Consider the following 22,277-nt stretch of genomic DNA (forward strand, 5'->3'; position numbering starts at 1 on the left):
CGGCACTTCGGTGCCGGGGGCTGACGGGTGTAGTTACCGGGTCTCAGCCGAGCTGCGAGACGACCCAGTCGATGCTCTTGGTGAGCTGCGAGACGTCCTCGGGATCGATCGCCGGGAACATGCCGACACGCAGCTGGTTGCGGCCCAGCTTGCGGTACGGCTCCGTGTCGACGACACCGTTCGCGCGCAGGATCTTCGCCACCTGGGCGGCGTCGATCTTGTCGTCGAAGTCGATGGTGCCGACCACCTGCGAGCGGTGCGCGGGATCGGTGACGAACGGCGTCGCGTACTCGCTCGCCTCGGCCCACCTGTACAGGCGCGAGGACGAATCGGCGGTACGCGACGTGGCCCAGTCGAGGCCACCCTTGGCGTTGAGCCATTCGATCTGGTTGGCGAGCAGCAGCAGCGTCGCGACCGCAGGCGTGTTGTACGTCTGATCCTTGGAGCTGTTGTCCACGGCGATGGGCAGCGACAGGAAGTCGGGGGTCCAGCGACCCGAATCCTTGATCTCCGCGACCCGCTCGAGCGCCTTCGGGCTCATCAGCGCGATCCACAGGCCACCGTCGGCGGCGAAGCACTTCTGCGGCGCGAAGTAGTACACGTCGGCGTCGGCGACGTTCACCGGCAGGCCGCCGGCGCCGGAGGTGGCGTCGATGGCGATGAGCGCGTTCTCCGAGCCCGCGGGACGCGAGACGGGGATCGCGACACCGGTGGACGTCTCGTTGTGCGCCCAGCCGATGAGATCGACGGACGGATCAGAGACCGGCTCGGGTGCGCTGCCCGGGTCGGCGGAGACGACGATCGGATCACCGATGAACGGGTTGTTCTTCGCGACCGACGCGAACTTGGAGCTGAACTCGCCGTTCGTGAGGTGCAGCGACTTCTCCCGGATCAGGCCGAATGCGGCCGCATCCCAGAACGCGGTGGTGCCACCGTTGCCGAGCACCACCTCGTAACCCTCGGGCAGGGAGAACAGATCGGCGAGGCCGGACCGCACGCTGGCGACGACGTCCTTCACGGGCTTCTGGCGGTGGCTGGTGCCGAACACCGAGGAGCCCACCTCGACCAGCGACTGCAGCTGTTCGGGGCGAACCTTGGAGGGTCCGCAGCCGAACCGTCCGTCGGCGGGCAGGAGGTCTGCGGGGATGATCGGTGTGGAGGTCATCGCTACTTTCTGTTCCTTACTGATTCAGGCGGGGGAGACGGTCAGCTGGTGTGGGCGATCTGGTCCCAGCCCTCGACGGACTCGGGGGTGCGGGGTGCCGGCCCGGTGTAGATGGCGGCGGGGCGGACGAGCTTGCCGAGGCGTTTCTGCTCGAGGATGTGGGCGCACCAGCCGGCGGTGCGGCCGCAGGTGAACATCGCGGGCATCATGTGCGCGGGGACCTCGGCGAAGTCGAGGATGACCGCGGCCCAGAATTCGACGTTCGTCTCGATGGCCCGGTCGGGGCGGCGTTCGCGCAGTTCGGCGAGGGCGGCCTGTTCGAGGGCGGCGGCCGCCTCGAAGCGGGGTGCGTTCAGCCGTTGGGCGGTGGCGCGGAGCACCCGGGCGCGGGGGTCTTCGGCGCGGTAGACGCGGTGCCCGAAGCCCATCAGCTTTTCCTTGCGGTCCAGGATGCCCTTGACCAGGGCGCGGGCGTCGCCGGACTTCTCGGTGTCCTCGATCATCGGCAGCACGCGGGCGGGGGCGCCGCCGTGCAGGGGGCCGGACATGGCTCCGATGGCCCCGGACAGGGAGGCGGCGACGTCGGCGCCGGTGGAGGCGATGACGCGGGCGGTGAAGGTGGAGGCGTTCATGCCGTGTTCGGCGGCGGAGACCCAGTAGGCGTCGATGGCGGCGACGTGGGCGGGGTCGGGGTCGCCCTTCCAACGGACCATGAACCGTTCGGTGACGGTCTTGGCCTCGTCGATCCGTTTCTGCGGGACGGCGGGCTGGTAGATGCCGCGGGCGGACTGGGCGACGTAGGACAGGGCCATGACGGAGGCGCGGGCGAGTTGTTCGCGGGCGGTGTCGTCGTCGATGTCGAGGAGGGGCTGGTATCCCCAGATGGGGGCGAGCATGGCGAGGCCGGCCTGGACGTCGACGCGGACGTCGCCGGTGTGCACAGGCAGGGGGAACGGTTCGGCCGGGGGCAGTCCGGGGCCGAAGCGGCCGTCGACGAGCAGAGCCCACACGTTGCCGAACGTGACGTGCTTGGAGACGAGTTCCTCGATGTCGACGCCGCGGTAGCGCAGGGCGCCGCCGTCCTTGTCGGGTTCGGCGATGTCGCTGGTGAACGCGACCACGCCTTCCAGTCCGCTGACGAAATCGTCCGGTATTGCCGCGCTAGCTGACATAGCTCGTGGACTCTCCTCGTTCGAGTGCCCCCGGTCAGAGCGGCACTGTCTCGGCGTTCGACAATTGCGCTGGGCGTGCATGCGGGATGGGCAGGCACCCTCGTCCGCGCAATCGACGTGCCGTCCCCGGGCATCGCACGATCGCGGCTGCAATCCGAGGGGACGGGTTCGGTCCCCAAAACTTTAGCCGGTGTCACCGGAGAGCAGATCAGTGCATACCCGGGAGTAGCGTTCTCGGCTGTGTCTCCAGATGCAGAACAGCCGAAACCGGTGAACAAGGACCTCGCGGCGATGCGCGTCGGCTACGGGCAGCAGGGCGCCGACGGACGGTACGACGACGCCGATCTGGACGCCGACCAGCTGAGCGACGGCTGGCTTCCCCTGATGCGCCGGTGGCTCGAGGACGCCGTGGAGGCCGGGGTGCCCGAACCCAACGCGATGACGCTCGGCACCGTCGACGAGCACGGTCACCCGTGCACCCGCACCGTCCTGTGCAAGGGGCTGAGTGCCGACGGCGTGCTGTTCTTCACCAACTACGCATCGGACAAGGGCCGCCACCTCGAGGCGGTGCCCTACGCGTCGGTGACGTTCACGTGGGTGCCCGTTGCCCGGCAGATCACCGTCCGCGGCCCCGCCGAGCGGGTGAGTGCCGAGGTCACGGACGAGTACTGGCACAGCAGACCCCGCGGATCCCGGCTGGGCGCGTGGGCGTCCGAACAGTCGCGGCCGATCGCGTCGCGGGCCGAACTGGACGCGGCGCTGCTGCACGCGGGCGAGCGTTTCCCCGTCGACGTCGACATCCCGGTGCGGCCGGACTGGGGCGGAATCCTGATCCGCCCCGCCATGGTGGAGTTCTGGCAGGGCCGCGCCAATCGGATGCACAACCGCATCCGGACGTCGCTGGCCGACGGCTCGTGGACGGTGGAACGGCTGCAGCCGTGACCGCCGGGGAATAGTGAGCATGGGAAACGAGCTAAGGGAAGAATGACCGACACCGTCACCGAGAAGAAGAAGCGGCGGCTGCTCGCCGACACGGCGCCGCTGCAGAACCGGGACTACCGGCGCCTGTGGGCGGCCGGGATCGTGACGGTGATCGGCGGGCAGCTCAGCGTCGTCGCCGTGCCGCAGCAGGTGTACGAGATCACCCGCAGCTCGGCGTACGTGGGTCTGACCGGTGTCTTCGCGCTGGTGCCGCTGATCGTGTTCGGACTGTGGGGCGGCGCCCTCGCCGACGTCATGGACCGGCGGAAACTGCTGACGATCACCACCGTCGGACTCGGTGTCACGGCGGTGCTGTTCTGGGTGCAGGCGGCACTCGGCCTGAACAACGTGTGGCTGGTGCTCGGACTGCTCGGCCTGCAGCAGGCTTTCTTCGCGGTCAACCAGCCGACCCGCAGCGCGATCATCCCGCGGCTCATTCCGGTGGAACAGCTGCCCGCGGCCAACTCGCTCAACATGACGGTCATGCAGTTCGGTGCCATCGCCGGACCGTTGCTCGCCGGGGTCATGATCCCGGTGGTCGGGCTGTCCACGCTGTATCTCGTCGATTCGATCGCCCTCCTGGCCACCCTGTGGGCGGTACTCCGGCTGCCGGCCATCCCGCCGACGGGGGAGTCCCGGCGTGCCGGGCTGCGCGAGGTGTTCGACGGGTTCGCCTACCTCGCCACCCAGAAGGTGCTGCTCGCGTCGTTCGTCGTCGACATCATCGCGATGGTGTTCGGCATGCCGCGCGCGTTGTTCCCGCAGATCGCGCACGACACGTTCGGCGACCCGGCCTCCGGCGGTGTGGCGCTCGGCCTGCTGTTCGCGGCGATGTCCGTCGGCGCGGTGGCCGGCGGCGTGTTCTCCGGCTGGCTGCCGAGGGTCCGGCGGCAGGGCCGCGCCGTGATCGTGTGCATCGCGCTGTGGGGTCTGGCGATGGTGGGCTTCGGTGTCGTCGTGGGGCTCGCCTCACCCGGCGGCAGTCCCGCCCTGTTGTGGATCGCTCTGGCGTTCCTCGCGTTCGGCGGCGCCGTCGACATGGTCTCCGCGGCGTTCCGCAGCACCATGCTCCAGCAGGTCGCCACGGACGAGATGCGCGGACGACTCCAGGGTGTCTTCATCGTCGTCGTCGCCGGAGGCCCGCGGATCGGTGACGTGCTGCACGGCGCCGCGGCTGCGGCAGTCGGAACGAGCGTCGCCGCGGCCGGTGGCGGCGTCCTCGTCGTCATCGGTGTGGTGATCGCCGCGCTCGCCTTCCCGGCACTGATGCGGTACAAGGTCACGCGTTAGGTTCCCGTGCGCCGTCACATATCTCGTGCAGATCTCGTGCACACTGAATTGCATGGGTGAATCGCAGTCGTCGAAGACGGACAGGCCTGCCACGGCTGGATTCGAGATCCGGGGCGGCGGTTACCGGGCCGGTATCGCGGCCACCGGTGCCGGACTCCGGCTACTCGAACACGACGGTCCGGACGGGCCGACGGCGCTCACCGAAACGTGGGACCTCGGCACCCGGCCACCGCTGTCGGCCGGGCTGATCCTCGCGCCGTGGCCCAACCGGATCCGCGACGGCCGGTTCGTCTTCGACGGCATCGACCACCAACTCGAGATCACGGAGCCGGGGTTCGCCAACGCGAGCCACGGATTCGTCCGCCGCCGGGACTGGCGTGTCGTGAATCACACGGACGACCGCATCGAGTTGTCGATCGACGTCGGCCTGCACAAGGGGTGGCCGTACCCGCTGCGGCTCACCGTCGCATATGTCCTGGGCGACGACGGCCTGACCGTGACGCACACCGCCACCAACACGGGAGCCATCCCGGCGCCGTTCGGGATGGGTTTCCACTCCTACGTCCGCGCCGGCGACGTTCCCCTCGACGAGTGCACGCTGCGCCTGTCCGCGGGCACCCGGCTGCCGCTCGACGAGCGGATGCTGCCCAGCGGCGGTTCGCAGGCCGTCGCGGGCACCGACTACGACTTCACCAGCCGGCGGCCGCTGGCAGGCGTGGCCCTCGACACCCCGTTCAGCGCACTGGATGTGGACGTGGACGGCAGGTCGCGGCACGAATTGCGCGCACCGGACGGCACCGGAACGGTCCTGTGGGCGGCCCGGGAGTTCGGCTGGCTGCAGGCGTTCGTCGCGGATCCCGACGCGGGCAAGTCGTACCCGGGCCGCGGCCGCGCGCTGGCCCTCGAACCGATGACGTGCCCGCCGGATGCGTTCAACTCCGGAATCGATCAGTTGGTGCTCGCTCCGGGACAGCAGTGGACCGGTGTGTGGGGCATGTCGGCGCTGGGGTCGTAGCGGTTCGATTTTCGACCGCCGGGTGCCCACTTGGTGAGACGGTGTAACACCGGTCGCGGTCCGGTCGATACGTCCGGCGGGGGTTCTTCCGTCGCGGCCGACGGTCTTTGTGTCAGCCTCTGTACTTCCCTCACCGCATCGGGCGTTACGGCGTGCGTTCTCCGCCGTCCTCGGCATCGGTGCAGGTAACGAGGCCAGTCCAGTCCCGTGCAACTGGCCCTCACGGATTCCGGCCCCGCGCCGTGCGGGCAAATCGGACACTCGACCAACCCGTTCGCCGACCCTTCCCCGAGGTCGCCGCGCATCCCGCGGGGAGGCCGCGTCACGGCCCCTGAGCGGACCCGCCTTCGGCAGGCAGGCCAGAGTGGGACTAGTTTCTACCTGAATGAAGTTGTTACTCATTGGTTTGAGCTTGAGAGGGATGCTTCGTGCCTGACAATGACACAAAGCCCACGCTTACCTACCCTGGTGGTGAGCACACGATGTCCATTGCCAGGGCAACCGAGGGCAATGACGGTATCGAACTGGGCAAGCTGCTCGCCAGCACCGGGTACACCACCCTGGACCCGGGTTTCGTCAATACCGCCTCCACCAGCTCCGCGATCACCTATATCGACGGTGAGAAGGGGATCCTCCGTTACCGCGGATACCCGATCGAACAGCTGGCCGAGAAGTCGACTTTCATCGAGGTCAGCTACCTGCTGATCTACGGTGAGCTGCCCACCGCGGCGCAGCTGGAGTCGTTCACCGACCGGATCCGGCGCCACACTCTGCTGCACGAGGACCTGAAGAGGTTCTTCGACGGGTTCCCCCGGAACGCACACCCGATGCCGGTGCTGTCCAGTGCCGTCAACGCGTTGTCCGCGTACTACCAGGACTCGCTGGACCCGGCCGACCCGGAGCAGGTCGAACTGTCGACCATCCGCCTTCTCGCGAAGCTGCCGACCATCGCGGCCTACGCGTACAAGAAGTCCGTCGGGCAGCCGTTCCTGTACCCGGACAACTCCCTGAACCTTGTCGAGAACTTCCTCCGGATGACGTTCGGCTTCCCCGCGGAGCCCTACGAGATCGATCCCGAGATCGCCAAGGCACTCGACATGCTGCTGATCCTGCACGCCGACCACGAGCAGAACTGCTCCACGTCGACGGTGCGCCTGGTCGGATCCTCCGACGCCAACCTGTTCACCTCGATTTCCGGTGGCATCAACGCACTCTGGGGTCCGCTGCACGGCGGCGCCAACCAGGCGGTGCTGGAGATGCTCGACGAGATCAAGGCCAGCGGCAGCAACGCAGGCGACTTCGTCCGCAAGGTCAAGAACAAGGAAGACGGCGTGAAGCTCATGGGCTTCGGGCACCGCGTCTACCGCAACTACGACCCGCGCGCAGCGATCGTCAAGCAGACGGCGCACACCATCCTCGACAAGCTCGGTGGCGACGACGAACTGCTCGACATCGCGATGGCCCTCGAAGAGGCGGCGCTGACCGACGACTACTTCGTCGAGCGCAAGCTGTACCCGAACGTCGACTTCTACACGGGTCTGATCTACCGCGCGATGGGCTTCCCCACGCGCATGTTCACGGTTCTCTTCGCCATGGGCCGCTTGCCCGGTTGGATTGCACACTGGCGCGAGATGCACGAAGATCCCGCTACGAAGATCGGCCGTCCGCGCCAGATCTACACCGGCTACACCGAGCGTGACTACAAGGACGTCACAGGTCGCTGATCGCGAACACCTGTGCCGAACCATAGAGCCCTCATCGAGGAGGACACATGACCAAGCCCGAGATCGAGTTCCAAGAGGGACCCGCCCCGACCGACCTGGTCGTCAAGGACGTGGTGGTCGGAGACGGCGCCGAGGCCGTCCCCGGTGGCACCGTCGAGGTGCACTACGTCGGCGTCGAGTTCGAGTCCGGCGAGGAGTTCGACTCCTCCTGGAGCCGCGGCGAGTCCATCCAGTTCCCGCTTCGCGGCCTCATCAAGGGCTGGCAGGACGGCATCCCCGGCATGAAGGTGGGCGGACGTCGTCAGCTCACCATCCCGCCGGAGCTCGCCTACGGTCCCGCCGGTGCCGGACACCAGCTGTCCGGCAAGACGCTGGTGTTCATGATCGACCTGCTGGACGTGAAGGAATAGTCACCACGGTCGGAAGGCCCCGCATCACCTCAGGGTGAGGCGGGGCTTTCCGCTTTCCGGGTCGTGTCGGTGTGCAGCTCCACGACGAGCCGTGCGCCGCCGAGCGGGCTGACCTCGAAACGTGCGCTGCCGTTGTGCAATGCGGCCTGCTGGGCGACGAGCGCGAGGCCCAGGCCCGATCCGCTCTTCGTCGCGTTGGAACCGCGGTGGAACCGTTCGAACACCGCGGTCCGTTCGGCCTCGGGCACCCCGGAACCGTTGTCGTCGACGACGACGGTGGTGATGCCGTCGGCTGCTCTCAGTGTGATCGTCACCGCGGTGGCGCCGCCGTGCCGGACCGCGTTCTTGATGGCGTTGTCCAGGGTGAGGCGCAGCCCGCCGGGCATGCCGCGGACCGTCACCGGGGCCGCGTCGACGGTCACCTGCAGGCCGGGATTGTGACGCATCGCCTCCTCCGCGGCGAGGTCGCTGATGTCGACGAGGTCGCAGTCCACGAAGTCCTTGTCGGTGGACAGTTCGCCGCGGGCGAGGCGTTCGAGGTCGGACAGCGTCGATTCCACCCGGGCTTGTGAGCGGGCGAGGTCGCGGAGGATCTCGTGCTGCTGTTCCTGCGTCAGGTCGAGAGTGGTGAGGACCTCGAGGTCGGTGCGCATCGCGGTGAGCGGCGTGCGGAGTTCGTGTGCGGACACGGCGGCGAAGTCGCGGGCGGTGGCGAGGGCCGCGGTCGTCGCGTTCTGTGCCTCGGCGACGTCGCGCAGCATCGACTCGGCGGCGGACGCAAGTTCGTCGGCCTCCCGGACGCCGGAGGTCGTGGGCGTCAGTTTCGGTTCGCGGCGCACGATGCGGCCGGTCAGGTCGACCAGCGGTCGCACCGCACGGCCACCGAACAGCCACCCGAGGCCGCTGGCGGCGGCGACGGCGAGGACCCCCACGAGGGCCACCTGCCGTTGCTGCTCGGACGTCACGTCCTGCGCCTCGGCGTACGGCACGGCCAGGGAGATCCGGGTGCCGAGGAGCGGCACGGTGGCGGTATATGCCCGGTACTGAGTGTCACCGACCTCGACGGTCTGCGTGCCCGGATCGAGTTCGGGCAGCTGGGTGGGGGTGCTGACCAGCACGGTGTCGCCGTCGGCCGAACGGATCGTGATCGCGAACGCACCCTTGTCGCCGAGCGCCCCGAGGAACAGCCCGGCCGTGGCCGCGTTGGGCACCAGGACATCCGACGCCGTCTCCAGTCGCCGGTCGAGTTGCGACAGGTTGTTCCGGTTGATCGCCAGCGACACCAGGATGCCGAGCGCGACGACGATGATCGTCGCCCCCAGCGCCGTCGCCGCGGCCACACGGGTCCGGAGGGAGAACGAGCGTTTCACGACGGTTCCCGCAGCACGAACCCCACACCGCGAACCGTGTGCAGGATGCGCGGCTGACCACCGACCTCGAACTTGCGCCGCAGATAGCCGACGAAGACGTCCACCACGTTGGTGTCGGCGACGAAGTCGTATCCCCACACCAGTTCGAGGAGCCGCTCACGGCTCAGGACGATGCCGACGTTGCGGGCGAGAACCTCGAGAAGTTCGAACTCCCGCTTGGTCAGCGTCACCTCCTCGCCCGCGACGAAGACCCGCCGTTCGGACAGCCGGATCTCGAGCGCACCGATGCGGATCGGCGGGGAGGCGGGCGAGTCGGCCGGCGCCGCGGCGGTCGTGCCGCGCCGTCGCAGCATCGCCCGGATCCGGGCGATCAGTTCGGCGAGGACGAACGGCTTGACCAGGTAGTCGTCGGCACCCGACTCCAGACCCGAGATGCGGTCGTCGACGGTGTCGCGGGCGCTGAGCACACAGATCGGGATGTCGTTGCTCATCGCGCGCAGCGCAGTGACGACGCCGGTGCCGTCGATGACCGGCATGTTCATGTCGAGCACCATCGCGTCCGGACGTTGTTCGCTGACCACCCGCAGTGCGTCGGCGCCGTCGACGGCGGTGAGGACGGTGAATCCGGACAGGCGCAGGCCGCGTTCGAGGGACGTCCGCACGTCCTCGTCGTCGTCGACCACGAGGACACTGGCTGAGTCGGTGACGGTCACTCCTGCATTGTGCCGTGGGCGCGACCACAGAGCGTGCGGATGGCAGTTGTGAGAGCGTGTCTCGTCCGTACACTCGTTGGGGATGTTTCCTTCGCTGCAGGCATTCGAACTGACCGAAACCAACCGTGACTGGCTGATTCACCGGCCGGCCGAGATCGCGACCTACGTCGTCCTGGCGCTCGTACTGCGATTCGCGTTGCACCGGATGATCGAACGGATGACACGTCCCCGGGAGCCCTCGGACAAGCCGGCCATGCTCCGGCCTCTGCGGGAACGCGCCCCGCGCGGCGTCAAGGAAGCCATGGTCAACGAGCGTCGCGCGCAACGCGCCCGGACCATCGGGTCGGTGCTCAAGTCGACGGTGTCGATCGTGGTGCTCATCTGGGTGGTGCTGCAGGTCCTCGCGGTCCTCGGGGTCAACGTCGCGCCGTTCATCGCGTCCGCCGGTGTGATCGGTGTCGCACTCGGTTTCGGTGCCCAGAATCTGGTCCGGGACTTCCTGTCGGGCATCTTCATGCTGCTCGAGGACCAGTACGGGGTCGGCGACGTCGTCGACCTCGGCGAGGCCGTGGGAACGGTCGAGACGGTGGGTCTGCGGGTCACCACGATCCGCGACGTCAACGGCACCCTCTGGTACTGCCGCAACGGTGAGATCGTGCGGGTCGGCAACATGAGTCAGGGGTACGCGGTCGCGGTGGTCGATCTGCCGATCGCGCACGCCGCCAACGTGCAGCGGGCGTGCGAGGTGGCGCTGGAGGCGGTCACCGAAGCGGCCAAGGGCGACGCGATCGCGGCGGACGTGCTCGAACCCCCGGAACTGCTGGGCGTGAACTCGGTGACCGCGGAATCGGTCACGCTGCGGATCACCGCGCGGACCAAGCCCGGCAGGCAGTGGGCGGTGCAGCGGACGTTCGCCCGCGCGGCGCTGTCCGCGTTCACGCACTACGACATCGACGCCCCGTACCTGTCGGTGCTGTCTTCGGCCCGCTCCACCAACTGAGCGGCCCGCGCTTCGTTACCGTGGCAGGTATGGACACCGCACTCGTCTGGTTCCGCCGCGACCTCCGGCTCGGTGACCTGCCGACGCTCCACACGGTCGCCGAGTCGGGGGCGCGTGCACTCGGTCTGTTCGTGCTCGACGACCGGCTGCTGACCACGTCGGGCGGTGCCCGCCGGGACTTCCTGTTCCGCAGCCTCGCCGCACTGGACGACCAACTCGACGGCCGGTTGCTGGTGGTGAAGGGCGATCCCGTCGACGTGGTTCCGCGGATCGCGAAGAAGGTGTCGGCCGAAGAAGTGCACGTCAGCGCCGACTACGGGCCCTACGGTCGCGAGCGGGACGCCGCCGTCGCCGAGCACGTCGATCTGGTGGCCACCGGGTCGCCGTACGCCGTGGCGCCCGGCCGGGTGACCAAGGCGGACGGGGAACCGTACCGCGTGTTCACCCCGTACTTCCGGCAGTGGCTCGAGCACGGATGGCGTGCGCCGATCGACACCGGTCCCGCGACGGTGGAGTGGATGGACCCGGACGACGTGAAGACGCGGCGGGTGACGATCCCCGAACCCGAATCCGACGGGTACGCCGCGGGTGAGGCGGCGGCGCTGGAACGGTGGGCGGAGTTCTGCGAGGACGACCTCGCCGGGTACGAGGACGCGCGGGATCGTCCCGGGCTCGACGCGACCAGCCGGATGTCGGTGTACCTGAAGTACGGCAACATTCATCCGCGGACGATGCTCCGCGATCTCGCCCGCCGCCGCAGCAAGAGCGCCGAGCAGTACCGGCGGCAGCTTGCGTGGCGGGACTTCTACGCCGACATCCTCTTCCAGCGCCCCGACAGCGCACGGGGAAACTACGACCGCCGGTTCGACCACATCCGCTACGACAGCGGGCCCGACGCCGAGGAGGCGTACGCGGCGTGGTGCGAGGGCCGGACGGGGTTCCCGATCGTCGATGCCGGGATGCGTCAGCTGAAAGCCGAAGGCTGGATGCACAACCGGGTGCGGATGATCGTCGCGTCGTTCTTCGTCAAGGACCTGCACCTGCCGTGGTGGCAAGGCGCCCGCTACTTCATGAACCAGCTCGTCGACGGCGATTTGGCGAACAACCAGCACGGCTGGCAGTGGACGGCGGGGTCGGGGACGGACGCGTCGCCGTACTTCCGGGTGTTCAACCCGACGACGCAGGGCGAGAAGTTCGACCCCGACGGCGAATACGTGCGGCGGTGGGTGCCCGAGCTGTGCGGTATCTCCGGGAAGGCCGTCCACGCGCTGAAAGACGGTCGTCCCGAAGACTATCCGCCGCCGATCGTCGACCACGCCCACGAACGGCAGGAAGCCCTGGCCCGGTACGGGGAGATCAAGTCCCCGTGAGTACTTGTTAACCGCGGGCGGTTAGGAAGTACTCACGGGTGCGCGGCGCACGAGGGCCGCCGCGGCGAGGACGATGACGAGTCCGCCGTAGATGCGGGTGGTGTCGACGAGCCCGACCTGCCCGACGAGGTATCCGGCGACCAGCGCCGGAACGCTGTTGGCGAGGTAGGCGATCACGTAGATGCTCGAGAGCAGGCCCGCCCGCTCGTGTGGTGCGGCGAGCGGCATCACGGTGCGGATGGTGCCCTGGAAGCCGGCGCCGAACCCGATGCCCGCGACCGCGGTTCCTACGAGAATCCACGGCGCCGAGGATGTTTCGGCGCCGATCAGGGTGACGGCGACGCCGGCGACGAGGGCGGACGCTCCGACGACGAGGATTCGCCGTGCCGCGACGTTGCGTAGCAGGAACACCGCGAGTGCGCCGGTCCCGGTGAGCGTCGCGACCATGATCGCGCCGATCAGCGACGTGTGCACGTCGAGTGCGTTGCGGGCGAGTGACGGTCCGAGCGACAGGTAGAAGCCGCCCAGCGCCCAGACGGCGATCAGGCACGGTCCCGTGACGACGAGCATTCTCCGTGCGGTCGATGGGACCGCGAGCGCCGGTCGCATCGACGCCAGCGCGCCCTTCTGCCGGACCGCCGTCTCGGGTGCGGCCCAGATGCCGAGGATCTCGACGACGAACAGCGCGAGGAGCACCACGAACACGGTGCTGGTGGGCCGGGGAAGGTGTTCGCTGATGAGGCTCGATCCGATAGCGCCGAGCGCGAGGCCGGCGGTGGGCGCGATGCTGTTGACGGTGGCGCCGCGTCCCGGTGTGCGTTCGAGGTCGAGGAGGGTGGAGCCGAGGGCGCTGATCGCGGCGCCGGTCGCGAATCCCTGCACCACCCGGGCGAGCAGCAGCAGTCCGATGCCTTCGGCGGTCGCGAACATGATCATCGAGACCGCCTCGAACGCGAGCGCGGTGATCAGGACGGGGCGCCGGCCGACGTAGTCCGACAGCGACCCCACGGTGAGCAGCGCCAGCAGCAGGCTCACGGCGTAGATGCCGAAGACCAGCGTCGACTGCAGCGAAGAGAAGCCCCAGTTCGACTGGTACAGCTCGTACAGCGGTGTCGGGGCGGCGGAGGCGCCGAGCAGGGTGGCGATCACGACCGCGACGAGGGTGAAGGCGGCGCCGCGGCGCAGCGCGGGTCGAGAGGTCGGTGGTGCTTCGGGTGCAAGGGTCGGCATGGGCGTACTCCCGGAGAACGTTAAAGCAAAAGGTTTGCGTTAATGGACGCTACGCCGCGGCCATTCTTAATGCAACAGCTTTGCGTTAGCATGGGGTCATGAGTCCGGCTCCAGGTCCACGCCCCGGTGGGCGCAGCGCCCGCATCCAGCAGGCGGTGCACGCGTCCACCCGCAAGCTCCTCGACGAGCGCGACCGAGCAGAGATCACCGTCCCGATGATCGCCGCCGACGCCGGGGTCACCCCGTCGACCATCTACCGGCGCTGGGGCGACATCACCGAGGTGTTCGCGGACGTTGCGATCGAGCGACTGCGTCCCGACGCGCCGCCGCGCGAAACCGGCAGTGTGCGAGGCGACCTCGTCGCCTGGGCGCAGGAGTACCTCGAGGAGATGTCCTCGCCGGTGGGGCGGTCGGCGCTGCGCGACGTCGTGATGAGCGGCGAAACCAATCCGCTCCAGTGCGCGACGTTCTGCCGCACCCAGATCGAGACGATCCTCGGACGCGGGGAGCCGGCCGGCTCGGGTGGTCAGGGCGTGGTCGAGCATGTGATCGACCACGTGGTGGCGCCGATCGTCTACCGCATCCTGTTCGACCTCGATCCACTCGAAGCGGACCGCGTCGAGGTGCTGGTGGATCAGGCACTCGACGCGGCCGTCCGGGTCTGAGCGGTCAGCCGCCCAACTGCTTCTTCAGCGCGTCGAGGACGGCGACGTCTTCGATGGTGGATGGCACCGTGTACTCCTCGTGGTCGGCGATCTGACGCATCGTCTTGCGCAGGATCTTGCCGGAGCGGGTCTTGGGCAGCGCCTGCACGACCGTCACGTCGCGGAACGTGGCGACGGCGCCGATCTGCTCACGCACCATCGCGACCAGTTCGGTGCGGAGCGTCTCCGGGTCGATGTCGACGCCGGCCTTGAGCACCACGTAGCCGCTGGGCCGCTGCCCCTTGAGTTCGTCGCGGATCCCGACCACCGCGCACTCGGCCACCGCGGGATGACCCGCGACCACAGCCTCCATGCTGCCGGTCGAAAGGCGATGTCCGGCAACGTTGATGACGTCGTCGCTGCGCCCGAGGACGAACACGTACCCGTCCTCGTCGATGTACCCAGAGTCGCCGGTGAGGTAGTAGCCCTCGAACGTGGCGAGGTACGACTTCACGTACCGCTCCGGGTCGCGCCACAACCCGGCCAGGGTCCCCGGGGGCAGGGGCAGGCCGATCACGATGTTGCCCTCGGCCCCCGCCGGAACCGCGTTCCCCCCGCCGTCGACGACCCCGACCCGGTACCCGGGGACGGGGACGGTGGGAGAGCCGGCCTTCAGCGGCATGGGTTCGAGCCCGCGCAGGTTGGAGCAGATCGCCCAGCCGGTCTCGGTCTGCCACCAGTGATCGACGACGGGGCGGTCGAGGACGCGCGTGGCCCATGCGTAGGTGTCGGGGTCGAGGCGCTCGCCGGCCGCGAACAGCGTCTTCAGCGACGAGATGTCGTACTTCTCGATCTCCTTCGCGTCCGGGTCGGCCTTGCGCACCGCGCGGATCGCGGTTGGCGCCGTGAACAGCGCCGACACACCGTGATCGGAGATCACCCGCCAGAACGCCCCCGCATCCGGGGTCCCGACCGGCTTGCCCTCGTAGAGCACGGACGTGGCGCCGGCCAGGAGCGGCCCGTAGACGATGTACGAGTGGCCGACCACCCAGCCCACGTCGGACGCGGTCCACCACACGTCGCCCGGACCGATGTCGTAGATGTTGCGCATCGACCACGTCAGCGCGACGGCGTGCCCGCCGTTGTCGCGGATCACGCCCTTCGGCTTCCCCGTGGTACCGGACGTGTAGAGGATGTACAGCGGGTCCGTCGCGGCCACCGGAACCGGTTCCGCGGGTGCGGCATCCGCCATCAGCGTGTCCCAGTCGAACCACGCCGCCTCGCCGCCCCGGTAGTCGGCGGCCGAACCGGAAACCTGCACGCGGTCCTTGACGATCACCGTGCGCGGAGCGGTGGCGGACAACTCCAGCGCCTTCGCCACCATCGGCAGGTATTCGACGGTGCGCCCCGGCTCGAGGCCGCCCGACGCCGTCACCAGCACCACCGGTCCGGCGTCGTCGATGCGGGTCGCGAGTTCCTTCGCGGCGAACCCGCCGAACACCACCGAGTGCACGGCGCCGATACGGGCGCAGGCCAGCATTGCGATCGCCGCTTCGGGGATCATCGGCATGTAGACGATCACCCGGTCCCCGGCCACCACACCCTGATCCCTCAGGACGCCGGCGAACCGGGACACCTCGTCGAGAAGTTCTGCGTAGGTGTACGTGCGGGACGCGTCGGGCACCATCGCCGAGTCGTAGATCAACGCCGCCCGGTCTCCGTTGCCGTCGCGCACGTGCCGGTCCAGGGCGTTGAAGCAGGTGTTCAGCGACGCGTCCGGGAACCACCGGTACATCGGGGCGGCGGAGTCGTCGAGCGCCCGCGTCGGCGGCTGCCCCCACTCCACGGCCCCGGCCGCGGCGAGCCAGAACTCCTCGGGACTGTCGGTGCTCCGGCGGTACACCTCGGCGTAGCTGTGGCCATGGTCGTCGCTCGAAGGCGCAGTTCCCGGGGAACTCATCGATGCACGTCCTCTCGTCGTCGTGTGACCCGAAACACCCTATGCGACGTCGGGTGCGCCCGGTCAGACGCCGAGGGAACCGGCGATCATCGGCCAGGAGTTGTGCAGGTCGTCCTGCCAGTAGCCCCACGAGTGGGTGCCGGTGGGCCGGAAGTCGTACGTGGCCGGGATTCCCAGGGCGTTCAGCCTGTCGGCCAGGCGATGGGTGCATTCGTTGGTTCCGGCCTCGATGATGCCGCCCACGATCACCTGATTGGCGAGGACGCCCACATCTCCGTTGATGTCCGGGCCGTTGAGGTTCTCGTGGATGCCGGGAAGCCCGGTGGCGTTGCTGATGTACAGATCGATGCCGCGTAGCTTCTCGGCGTTGACGACGGGGTCGTTGGCCACCCAGGCGGGGTCGTCGGGCGGTCCCCACATGTTCTCGACGTCTCCGCCACGGAAGCTGACGACGAACGTGACGTAGTCCCGGCCCGGTTGGGTGCTCGTCTCGGCGCACCCGCTGAACGCACCGACGGCGCGATACAGCGAGGGGGCGGCCTCGGCCAGGCTCAGGACGGACGTGCCCGACATCGACAGACCCGCGATCGCATTCTCGCCGTTCGCTCCGAGTGAGGCGTCGACGATCGGGGGAAGTTCCTCGGTGAGAAAAGTGGTCCACTTGTTCACGCCGAGGACGGGATCGGGCTTCTCCCAGTCGGTGTAGTAGCTGTAGGCGCCGCCGACGGGAGTGACGACGTTGACGTTCTTGTCGGCGAAGAAGCTGACCACGTCCGTCCGCGCCTGCCACGTCGCCGAATCCTCGCCGCCACCGGCACCGTTGAGCAGGTACAGGGTCGGCCGGGGGACGCTCGTGTCGGCGGGGCGGATGACCTCGAGGAGGATCACCTTCTCCATCGCCGCCGAGTAGACGAACATGTTCAGCTGACGGTCGTTGATCTCCTCGATGTGGTCGAGGGCCGAACCGTCCGCCGAGGCCGGCTTGTCGGCGGGAAGGGCACGCCACTCGTCCGCCGACGCCGTCGCCACCTGACCGAACATGGCAGACGAGGCAAGGACGGCGACCGCCAGGAGTGCCCGACAGTGTCCGATCGCGCTCATAGCCGCTCCTCGTGCTTGACTGCGGTGCCCGACAACCGTCCGCTGATACTCGGAAACATTCCCCCTTCACGGTAACCGGCAAACATTCCCCGGGGCGGCTGAACGGACACCGGACTTCGCGTCGCCGCCGGACCTATCGTGGAAGCATGACGCTGCTCGCCGAAGATCTGCTGTTGCTGCTGCTCGACGACGCGTCGGGCAAACCCGTCGTGGACGGGACCAGGTTGCCGCGCGTCCTCGCAGGCGCCGTTCTGCTGGAACTGGCTCTCGGTGACGTCGTCACGCCCGCCGAACCCGGTGAGGACGTGAAGAAGGGCCGCCTCGTCGTCCGGGACGGCGCGTGGCCGCAGGATCCGCTGCTCGCGCGGGCAGTCGATCTCATCGGTAGGTCGAAGCCGCTGAAACCGGAAGCAGCGATCGAGAAGCTCACCAAGAATCTGCGCGACGAACTCGCGAAGCGCATCGTCGACGCGGGATGGGTCCGCGAGGAGAAGGGTAAGGTGCTCGGCATCTTCCCCACCACCCGGTGGCCGGAGGTCGACGGCAGCCACGAACGCGCGGTGCGGAACGAACTGGGGGCCGCGCTCCTCGACGGGGTCACCCCCACTCCGCGCACCGCCGCACTCGTCTCGCTCCTCTCCGCCGTCGACGCCGCCCCGAAGCTGTTCCCGGACGCCGACCGTCGCGCCGTGAAGAAGCGGGCGAAAGACATCGCCGAAGGCGACTGGGCAGGCAAGGCCGTACGTGCATCCGTCGACGCCGTCAACGCTGCCATCATCGTCGCCGCCACCGTGCCCGCCATCGTGGCAGGGAGTGGCTAGAGGCGGGTCCTGTCGGGGTATTTTGGAGCGCATGGGTTTTCGCTAGTGTAGAACACATGTGGCGCTCCTGAGGTTTGTGTGGGCGTCATTTCTACTGTTCAGGGTGGGTTGTTGGACGCAGTGTTCGGCGAGTTGCCGGTGGAATGAGGGACGCTCACGTGTTGGGTCTCTAGATTTCGGGGTTGCTACACCAACCTCAACCCGGAGGACCGCTACACGTGCGTGTCGATCACAGACGACTCCGTCGAGGTCACCGTCAGACTCGCAGCACGCCGTGTGAAGTGCCCATGCGGCTACACGAGCGCCGCTGCCTACGACCACGCGCCGCGGCGCTGGCGCCATCTCGACTTCGGCCGCCACAAGGTGTGGTTGAAGTATCCGATCCGACGGATCGAGTGCCCGACCTGCGGCGTCCGGACCGAGGACATTCCGTGGGCGCGTCCGACGGCACGGCACACACGCGACTTCGAGGACATGGTGCTGTGGTTGGTCACCCGCACCGATCGGACCTCGGTGTCGACCTTGATGCGCTGTGCATGGCGGACGGTCACCTCCATCGTCACGCGGGCAGTCGATGCGTTGATCGACTCGCGCAGGCTCGAGAATTTGTATCGAATCGGAGTCGACGAAATCTGCTACCGGCATCCGCACAAGTACCTCACCATCGTCGGCGATCACGACACCGGCAAGGTCGTCTACATCACCGAGGGCCGAGGCCGAGACTCGTTTTCGGAGTTCTTCGAGCAACAGTCGGCGAAGGAGCGCGACAAGGTGCAGGTGGTGTCGATGGACGGCTCTCCCGCCTTCCGTGCCGCCGCAGAGGATCACGTCCCGCAGGCTCGTCAGTGTATGGACCCCTTTCATGTGATGCAGTGGGTGAACCGAGCATTGGATCGTGTGTTCTCCGACGCGGCGTCTGTTCGCCGGACCTTGTCGATGCAAGCCCCGGAATGGCGTCAAGCTCGCACAGTGTTGCGGCTCGGTAAGAATCGGCTCACCAAGAAACACAAGTCGTTGCTGCGGACGGTGACCGCAGCCGATACCGAGGTCGGGACAGCGTGGCGTCTGAAGGAGCAGTTCCGCGATCTCTACCGCAAGATCGCGCCCCAGAACGCTGCACGGTATCTACGGCGGTGGATCGAAGAAGCGCGGTCCTGCGGGATCGATGCGTTCGTACAACTGGCGCGCATGATCGACAAGAAATCCGAGCAAATCTGTGCAGCAATCGAGTTGGGGATATCCAATGCCCTTATCGAGGGGATCAACTCGAAGATCAGACTGATCAATGCCCGCGGTTACGGTCATCATTCAGCGGAATCACTCAAGGCGATGATCTATCTCAATCTCGGCGGAATCGAGGTAAAACTGCCCACACAAACGTAAGGAGGGGCACATGTTCGATACGGGGGTATTGGACCGGGGATTAGCGAGACGGTCTGCTGTCTCGCCGACGCGGAATCCGACGTGGGTCTGGTCGAGTTGATCCGTGAGTCTTTCGGCGCAAACCCGGTCGTCCAGGGCAGGGTGAGCCGATCTGGATTTGTCGGACCATGGGGTTAGTGTCTGGGTCATGGCGGGGCGGGTGGTGAAGCGGGCGTTCAAGTACCGTTTCTATCCGACTGCGGTGCAGGCAGATCAGCTTGCTCGGACGTTCGGGTGCACCCGGTATGTCTACAACCGGGCACTGGCCGAGCGGACGCGTGCCTGGTCGCAGGAGCAGCGGCGGATCACCTACGCGGACACTTCGACGATGCTCACCGGATGGAAACGGGATCCCGAGACGGAGTGGTTGGCGGAGCCGTCGAAGGGGCCGCTGCAGGAATCGCTGCGGCAATTGCAGGGCGCGTTCGAGAAGTTCTGGCGCAAGCAAGCCCGCTACCCGCAATTCAAGAAGAAGGGCCAGTCGAAGGATTCGGCGACCTACTTCTCGAACTGCTTCACCTACCGCGGCGGGCAGCTCCGGTTGGCCAAGCAGTCCGAACCGCTGGATATTCGGTGGTCGAGGCCGCTGCCGGAGGGGGCCGTGCCGTCGCAGGTGACGGTCTCGCGCAATGCTCGCGGTCAGTTTCACATTTCGATCCTCGTCGAAGACGTAATTTCCGAACTCGAGCCGACTGATCGGGTGGTCGGGCTCGACGCCGGGATCACCAGCCTGTACACGCTCTCGACGGGGGAGAAGATCACCAACCCGCGCCATGAGCGCACGGACCGTGAGCGGCTGGCGAAGGCGCAGCGGGCACTCGCCAAGAAGGAGAAAGGATCGCGTAACCGGGCCAAGGCTCGACTGAAGGTCGCGAAGATTCATGGCCGGATCGCCGATCGGCGTCGCGATTATCTGCACAAACTCTCCACTCGATTGGTGCGCGAAAATCAAGTGATCGCCGTCGAGGATCTGAGTGTGCGGAATATGGTCAAGAATCGGTCGTTGTCTCGGGCGATCTCCGATGCGAGTTGGTCCGAATTCCGAACCATGCTCGAATCCAAGGCCGACTGGTACGGGCGGCGAGTGGTCGCGGTCGACCGGTTCTATCCGTCGTCGAAGACCTGCTCGGTGTGCGGGGAGGTCGCGTCGACGATGCCGCTGAACGTCCGGAAGTGGACGTGCCGATGCGGCGCCGTCCACGACCGGGACGTGAACGCGGCAAGGAATATTTTGGCCGTCGGACTGGCGGTGGCAGCCTGCGGAGACGGTGTGAGACCACCCCGCACATGACGTGTGGGGAGGCGACTGTCGGTGAAACAGGAACCTCGGGACGCGAGTCCCGCGGGGAATCTCGGTCGTTCACGGCCGAGAGGAAGTCAACGCAGAGCTGTTCGTGCGCCGCACTGCCGAGATCGAGTCCGACGGGGCATGGACGTCGACCGCGCACGAAGTGGTCGAGGCCGAGATCGGTGCCGCACTCACCATGGGGCGAGCGGCGGCGGGTCGGCTGATCGGCCTGGGCATGTCGCTGCGCACCCGGTTGCCTGCGACCCGCGAGGCCATGGCGCGCGGCGATCTCGACCTGTACCGGGTACGCCTGATCGAAGACGCGACGGCAAACGTCACCGACGACCGGATCGGCGAGGTCGAACGGCAACTCCTCGAACAGGTTCTGGCCCCACAACGGTCCGGTGGAACCGGGTTGACCGGCCGCAGGCTGACCAACGCGGCCAACCGCATCATCGCGAAGCTCGATCTCGCAGGGGTGCGGGCGAAGCGGGAGAAGGCGCAGGCCGACAGGTTCGTCGGAGTCAGCGCCGCCGAGGACGGCATGTGCCGCATCCTCGGATCCATCCCCGCCGTGCAGGGCCGGGCATTCGACGCACGGTTACGCGAACTCGCGAACACCGTGTGCCCGAAAGATCTTCGAACCTACGAACAGCGACGGGCCGACGGACTGTCCGCGCTCGTCGACGGTGCCGCGTACGTGAAATGCGAATGCGGGCAGCGCGATTGCAGTCAGGACTCGCGCATCGCGACCACCGCGCGCAAGCCCCTCGTGCACCTGATCATGCTCGACTTCACGCTCGCAGGTAACGACGAACCGGGCTACCTCGACGGCTACGGAATCGTCGACGCCGCACACGCGCGCGAGATCGCAGCCGACGCCGACGTCGAACCGGTGCGGGTTCCGAACTCTGAGACTCCGACCACGTACCGTCCCGGCATCGTGCTCGACACCTGGCTGCGGGTGCTGGCCGGCGGGTGCGAATGGTTGCACTGCGATGTCGCGGCGTGGAACACCGACCTCGATCATCATCGGCCGTTCGACCATTCCGATCCCGCCGCCGGAGGTCCGACGGTGGCCGGGAACCTGACCGCCTACTGCCGAAACCATCACCGGCTCAAACATTCCGGTCACTGGCAGGTGAACGCCGACGGTGGGATCGAGTTGGTCGCGCCCACCGGACACCGATACCGGCCGCGGTCGTCTGGAATCCTCGGCGGACACGGGCGTGACCGAGGCGCTGACCCCACGACCCGCCGCCGCACCCGTGCGCAGAACACTGCGGCCCGGATTCGGGCCGAGCGCCGCCGCCGGCAGGCGCACCTGGACGCGGCACGGCGCAGGCGTGGGACACCGAGCGCGTCGGAATCGTCGAACCCACCGGATCCATCGAAGCCGCCGAACCCGCCGACCAGCCCACCCGCCACTCGCGCGGCACCCGACGAACCCGCACCGTTCTGACCGGCGGTGATTGCGGGCTCACCGCCTGTGCGCCGAAAAGGGTTACCGTGGAATATAGGTGGTTAGCAAGAGTAAAGAACTGTCAATGCGATTGCTACGGTTCGGACTCGGTTGGCCGCCTCGCAACTGACCATGCGCC

19 protein-coding genes are annotated in these 22,277 nt (G+C 67.7%); 12 read left to right on the plus strand and 7 right to left on the minus strand.

The genetic code is table 11. The annotated features are described in order from the left end of the window. Positions 1-43: 43 nt before the first annotated feature. Positions 44-1,165, minus strand: a complete 1,122-nt coding sequence (gene serC, locus ACFTZB_RS11915; protein ID WP_378431799.1) for a phosphoserine transaminase — start codon at positions 1,163-1,165, stop codon at positions 44-46. Positions 1,166-1,206: 41 nt separating this feature from the next. Continuing rightward, positions 1,207-2,337: a citrate synthase 2 gene (locus ACFTZB_RS11920; protein ID WP_378431800.1), complete on the minus strand. Its 1,131-nt coding sequence runs from the start codon at positions 2,335-2,337 to the stop codon at positions 1,207-1,209. 270 nt (positions 2,338-2,607) lie between these two features. Here ACFTZB_RS11920 and pdxH point away from each other — a divergent pair, with 270 nt between their 5' ends. The 5 genes from pdxH to ACFTZB_RS11945 all read left to right on the plus strand — a co-directional run bounded on the left by pdxH (position 2,608) and on the right by ACFTZB_RS11945 (position 7,757). Beyond that, complete coding sequence (pdxH, locus tag ACFTZB_RS11925) at positions 2,608-3,279, plus strand: pyridoxamine 5'-phosphate oxidase (RefSeq protein WP_378431829.1); 672 nt, start codon at positions 2,608-2,610, stop codon at positions 3,277-3,279. A gap of 42 nt (positions 3,280-3,321) precedes the next feature. After that, positions 3,322-4,608 carry an MFS transporter gene (locus ACFTZB_RS11930; protein ID WP_378431801.1) on the plus strand — a complete coding sequence of 429 codons (1,287 nt, stop codon included), beginning with the start codon at positions 3,322-3,324 and terminating at the stop codon, positions 4,606-4,608. A gap of 52 nt (positions 4,609-4,660) precedes the next feature. Further along, on the plus strand, positions 4,661-5,623 hold the full coding sequence (locus tag ACFTZB_RS11935; RefSeq protein WP_378431803.1) for an aldose 1-epimerase family protein: 963 nt from the start codon (positions 4,661-4,663) through the stop codon (positions 5,621-5,623). 428 nt (positions 5,624-6,051) lie between these two features. Then, positions 6,052-7,347 (plus strand): citrate synthase, encoded by a 1,296-nt coding sequence (locus ACFTZB_RS11940; RefSeq protein WP_124394967.1) that lies wholly within the window; start codon positions 6,052-6,054, stop codon positions 7,345-7,347. Positions 7,348-7,394: 47 nt separating this feature from the next. After that, positions 7,395-7,757 (plus strand): FKBP-type peptidyl-prolyl cis-trans isomerase, encoded by a 363-nt coding sequence (locus ACFTZB_RS11945; protein ID WP_015888813.1) that lies wholly within the window; start codon positions 7,395-7,397, stop codon positions 7,755-7,757. Positions 7,758-7,786: 29 nt separating this feature from the next. Here the strand turns inward: ACFTZB_RS11945 and ACFTZB_RS11950 are convergent, their stop codons facing one another. Beyond that, the gene (locus ACFTZB_RS11950; protein WP_378431806.1) at positions 7,787-9,127 is read right to left on the minus strand and encodes a sensor histidine kinase; all 1,341 of its coding nucleotides are present in this window, start codon (positions 9,125-9,127) and stop codon (positions 7,787-7,789) included. Beyond that, positions 9,124-9,840, minus strand: coding sequence for a response regulator transcription factor (locus ACFTZB_RS11955; RefSeq protein ID WP_378431807.1), 717 nt, complete (start codon positions 9,838-9,840; stop codon positions 9,124-9,126). The genes ACFTZB_RS11950 and ACFTZB_RS11955 overlap by 4 nt, the downstream gene beginning before the upstream one ends. 82 nt (positions 9,841-9,922) lie before the next feature. Here ACFTZB_RS11955 and ACFTZB_RS11960 point away from each other — a divergent pair, with 82 nt between their 5' ends. Continuing rightward, positions 9,923-10,840, plus strand: coding sequence for a mechanosensitive ion channel family protein (locus tag ACFTZB_RS11960; RefSeq protein WP_378431808.1), 918 nt, complete (start codon positions 9,923-9,925; stop codon positions 10,838-10,840). A 29-nt stretch (positions 10,841-10,869) separates the two neighbouring features. After that, a complete protein-coding gene (locus ACFTZB_RS11965) occupies positions 10,870-12,210 on the plus strand; it encodes a cryptochrome/photolyase family protein (RefSeq protein WP_378431809.1) in 1,341 nt (446 codons plus the stop codon). Positions 12,211-12,231: 21 nt separating this feature from the next. Here the strand turns inward: ACFTZB_RS11965 and ACFTZB_RS11970 are convergent, their stop codons facing one another. Next, entirely contained in the window at positions 12,232-13,440 is a 1,209-nt protein-coding gene (locus ACFTZB_RS11970) for an MFS transporter (RefSeq protein ID WP_378431810.1), read from the minus strand. 98 nt (positions 13,441-13,538) lie between these two features. Here ACFTZB_RS11970 and ACFTZB_RS11975 point away from each other — a divergent pair, with 98 nt between their 5' ends. Next, positions 13,539-14,105, plus strand: coding sequence for a TetR/AcrR family transcriptional regulator (locus tag ACFTZB_RS11975; RefSeq protein ID WP_378431811.1), 567 nt, complete (start codon positions 13,539-13,541; stop codon positions 14,103-14,105). A gap of 4 nt (positions 14,106-14,109) precedes the next feature. Here the strand turns inward: ACFTZB_RS11975 and ACFTZB_RS11980 are convergent, their stop codons facing one another. Then, the gene (locus ACFTZB_RS11980) at positions 14,110-16,044 is read right to left on the minus strand and encodes a propionyl-CoA synthetase (protein ID WP_378431812.1); all 1,935 of its coding nucleotides are present in this window, start codon (positions 16,042-16,044) and stop codon (positions 14,110-14,112) included. A gap of 63 nt (positions 16,045-16,107) precedes the next feature. Beyond that, a complete protein-coding gene (locus tag ACFTZB_RS11985; protein ID WP_378431813.1) occupies positions 16,108-17,145 on the minus strand; it encodes an alpha/beta hydrolase in 1,038 nt (345 codons plus the stop codon). Positions 17,146-17,291: 146 nt separating this feature from the next. Between ACFTZB_RS11985 and ACFTZB_RS11990 the strand changes: the two genes are divergently transcribed. From ACFTZB_RS11990 to ACFTZB_RS12005, 4 genes are all read left to right on the plus strand, one after another. Next, the gene (locus tag ACFTZB_RS11990; RefSeq protein ID WP_378431814.1) at positions 17,292-17,966 is read left to right on the plus strand and encodes a GPP34 family phosphoprotein; all 675 of its coding nucleotides are present in this window, start codon (positions 17,292-17,294) and stop codon (positions 17,964-17,966) included. 222 nt (positions 17,967-18,188) lie between these two features. Next, positions 18,189-19,349: an ISL3 family transposase gene (locus ACFTZB_RS11995; protein ID WP_378431816.1), complete on the plus strand. Its 1,161-nt coding sequence runs from the start codon at positions 18,189-18,191 to the stop codon at positions 19,347-19,349. 187 nt (positions 19,350-19,536) lie between these two features. Next, positions 19,537-20,679: an RNA-guided endonuclease InsQ/TnpB family protein gene (locus ACFTZB_RS12000; protein WP_378431817.1), complete on the plus strand. Its 1,143-nt coding sequence runs from the start codon at positions 19,537-19,539 to the stop codon at positions 20,677-20,679. Positions 20,680-20,737: 58 nt separating this feature from the next. Beyond that, on the plus strand, positions 20,738-22,138 hold the full coding sequence (locus ACFTZB_RS12005; RefSeq protein WP_378431830.1) for a DUF222 domain-containing protein: 1,401 nt from the start codon (positions 20,738-20,740) through the stop codon (positions 22,136-22,138). The last annotated feature ends 139 nt before the right edge of the window (positions 22,139-22,277 follow it).

It is taken from the genome of Rhodococcus sp. NPDC057014 (assembly GCF_042673295.1).
Taxonomy (GTDB): domain Bacteria; phylum Actinomycetota; class Actinomycetes; order Mycobacteriales; family Mycobacteriaceae; genus Rhodococcus_F.

Bases quoted from the DNA above. Each gene is read 5' to 3' on its own strand.
- serC (WP_378431799.1), bottom strand. From the start codon at position 1,165: ATGACCTCCACACCGATCATCCCCGCAGACCTCCTGCCCGCCGACGGA.
- ACFTZB_RS11920 (WP_378431800.1), bottom strand. From the start codon at position 2,337: ATGTCAGCTAGCGCGGCAATACCGGACGATTTCGTCAGCGGACTGGAA.
- ACFTZB_RS11930 (WP_378431801.1), top strand. From the start codon at position 3,322: ATGACCGACACCGTCACCGAGAAGAAGAAGCGGCGGCTGCTCGCCGAC.
- ACFTZB_RS11935 (WP_378431803.1), top strand. From the start codon at position 4,661: ATGGGTGAATCGCAGTCGTCGAAGACGGACAGGCCTGCCACGGCTGGA.
- ACFTZB_RS11945 (WP_015888813.1), top strand. From the start codon at position 7,395: ATGACCAAGCCCGAGATCGAGTTCCAAGAGGGACCCGCCCCGACCGAC.
- ACFTZB_RS11960 (WP_378431808.1), top strand. From the start codon at position 9,923: ATGTTTCCTTCGCTGCAGGCATTCGAACTGACCGAAACCAACCGTGAC.
- ACFTZB_RS11965 (WP_378431809.1), top strand. From the start codon at position 10,870: ATGGACACCGCACTCGTCTGGTTCCGCCGCGACCTCCGGCTCGGTGAC.
- ACFTZB_RS11970 (WP_378431810.1), bottom strand. From the start codon at position 13,440: ATGCCGACCCTTGCACCCGAAGCACCACCGACCTCTCGACCCGCGCTG.
- ACFTZB_RS11975 (WP_378431811.1), top strand. From the start codon at position 13,539: ATGAGTCCGGCTCCAGGTCCACGCCCCGGTGGGCGCAGCGCCCGCATC.
- ACFTZB_RS11980 (WP_378431812.1), bottom strand. From the start codon at position 16,044: ATGAGTTCCCCGGGAACTGCGCCTTCGAGCGACGACCATGGCCACAGC.
- ACFTZB_RS11985 (WP_378431813.1), bottom strand. From the start codon at position 17,145: ATGAGCGCGATCGGACACTGTCGGGCACTCCTGGCGGTCGCCGTCCTT.
- ACFTZB_RS11990 (WP_378431814.1), top strand. From the start codon at position 17,292: ATGACGCTGCTCGCCGAAGATCTGCTGTTGCTGCTGCTCGACGACGCG.
- ACFTZB_RS12000 (WP_378431817.1), top strand. From the start codon at position 19,537: ATGGCGGGGCGGGTGGTGAAGCGGGCGTTCAAGTACCGTTTCTATCCG.